The sequence below is a fragment of the Armatimonadota bacterium genome (assembly GCA_031459765.1).
GTDB classification, from domain to species: Bacteria; Sysuimicrobiota; Sysuimicrobiia; order Sysuimicrobiales; family Kaftiobacteriaceae; genus Kaftiobacterium; species Kaftiobacterium secundum.
The window spans coordinates 9,368-11,075 of the sequence record JAVKHY010000024.1; the positions used below are offsets into that span (position 1 = coordinate 9,368).

2 protein-coding genes are annotated in these 1,708 nt (G+C 61.9%); both read left to right on the forward strand.

Features of this window, described 5'->3' with window-relative positions; genetic code table 11:
- Positions 1-888 (forward strand): GDP-mannose 4,6-dehydratase (locus QN141_14025; GenBank protein MDR7559596.1); only part of this gene is annotated, 888 nt, incomplete at its 5' end.
- 77 nt (positions 889-965) lie between these two features.
- Positions 966-1,708 (forward strand): nucleotide sugar dehydrogenase (locus tag QN141_14030; GenBank protein MDR7559597.1); only part of this gene is annotated, 743 nt, incomplete at its 3' end.

Consider the following 1,708-nt stretch of genomic DNA (forward strand, 5'->3'; position numbering starts at 1 on the left):
CTCGATGACCTTTCCACCGGAAGCCTGCAAAACATCCTCCACCTGATGAAGAGGCCAGGGTTCCAGTTCATCCTGGGATCCATACTGGACTCGGACACGGTGAACCGGGCCGTGGGCGCCTGCGATGTCGTCTACCATCTGGGAGCTGCCGTGGGAGTTCGGCTGGTATTTGAGCAGCCTGTGCGGACCATTGAGACCAACGTGAAGGGGACCCAGAACGTCCTGGACGCCTGCTTGCGCCACGGAAGAAAGGTCCTCATAGCCTCCACCTCTGAAGTCTACGGCAAAGACGTACACAACGGGATCGGACGCTTCGTAGAGGAGGATGACATCACTATCGGTCCATCCATGCGTTGGTGCTACGCCACCAGCAAGGCCCTCGACGAGTTCCTGGCCCGCGCCTACTGGATGGAGAAGGGGTTGCCCGTGGTGATCGCGCGGTTCTTTAACACGGTGGGTCCCCGGCAGTCTCCTGCGTATGGGATGGTCATGCCCCGGTTCGTGGAGCAGGCGTTGCAGGGGAAACCCATCACCGTGTACGGCGACGGTTCGCAGGTGCGGAGCTTCACCTGGGTCGGCGACACAGTGGACGCGACAGTCCGGCTCATGGAGACACCAAGGGCGGAAGGGGAGGTTTTTAACGTCGGATCCGATGAGGCAGTGACCATCAAAGAGCTGGCCGAGCGCGTGAGGAAGTTGGCGGAGTCGGATTCTGAGATCGTGTTCATCCCGTACGAGCAAGCCTACGGACCGGGGTTCGAGGACATTCGCTACCGCGTCCCCGACGTCACGAGACTCCGGCAGACAATCGGGTACAGACCCACCCTCACGCTGGACGAGATCATTGGACGGGTGATTGAGTACACGAGGCAGAGGTTCGGGAGCTGAGGGGTTCCTGCACCTCAGCGTCTCTGCTCCTCGGCATGCTTCTTCTGCGGAGATGGGACATGTCCAGTAGCGCAGTGATGGGGCTGGAAGAGAAAATCAGGACCGCCACGGCACGCATTGGCGTGATAGGCCTGGGCTACGTTGGCCTGCCTCTTGCCCTCCTCTTTGTGCGACGGGGATATGGGGTGTGCGGCATCGATGTAAACGAGGAGAAGGTGCGGGCCCTGAATGCGGGCCGGAGCTATATCCGTGACGTTCCCTCCGAAGAGGTCCGTGAATGCCTGGCTACAGAGCGGTTCGTGGCCGGTACGGATGCGGCGATGGTCGGACGGTGTGATGTCGTGTTCATCTGCGTGCCTACGCCATTTACCCCGCAAAAGGAACCCGATACGTCGTGCATCGCGCAGGCTGCGGGGAACGTCGCGGAGAACCTTCGCCCGGGCCAGCTCGTCATCCTCCGGAGCACCAGTTTCCCCGGGACCACCGAAGAGGTTGTAAAGCCAGTTCTGGAAAGGACGGGTCTCCGGGTGGGGGCGGAGGTCTTCCTCGCGTTCGCACCGGAGCGCGTCGATCCGGGGAATACGCGGTTCACCATGGAGGAGGTCCCCGTGGTGGTTGGCGGGTGTGACCCGCTGAGCACCCATCTCGCTGCGCTGGCCCTCCGCCAGGTCTCCCGGTACGTCGTTCCTGTCTCCTCCCCGGTTGTGGCCGAGATGACCAAGCTCCTGGAGAACGTCTTCCGGAATGTCAACATCGCGCTTGTGAATCAGCTGGCCCAGCTGTGCGACCGCATGGGCGTGGACGTGTGGGAGGTCGTCGA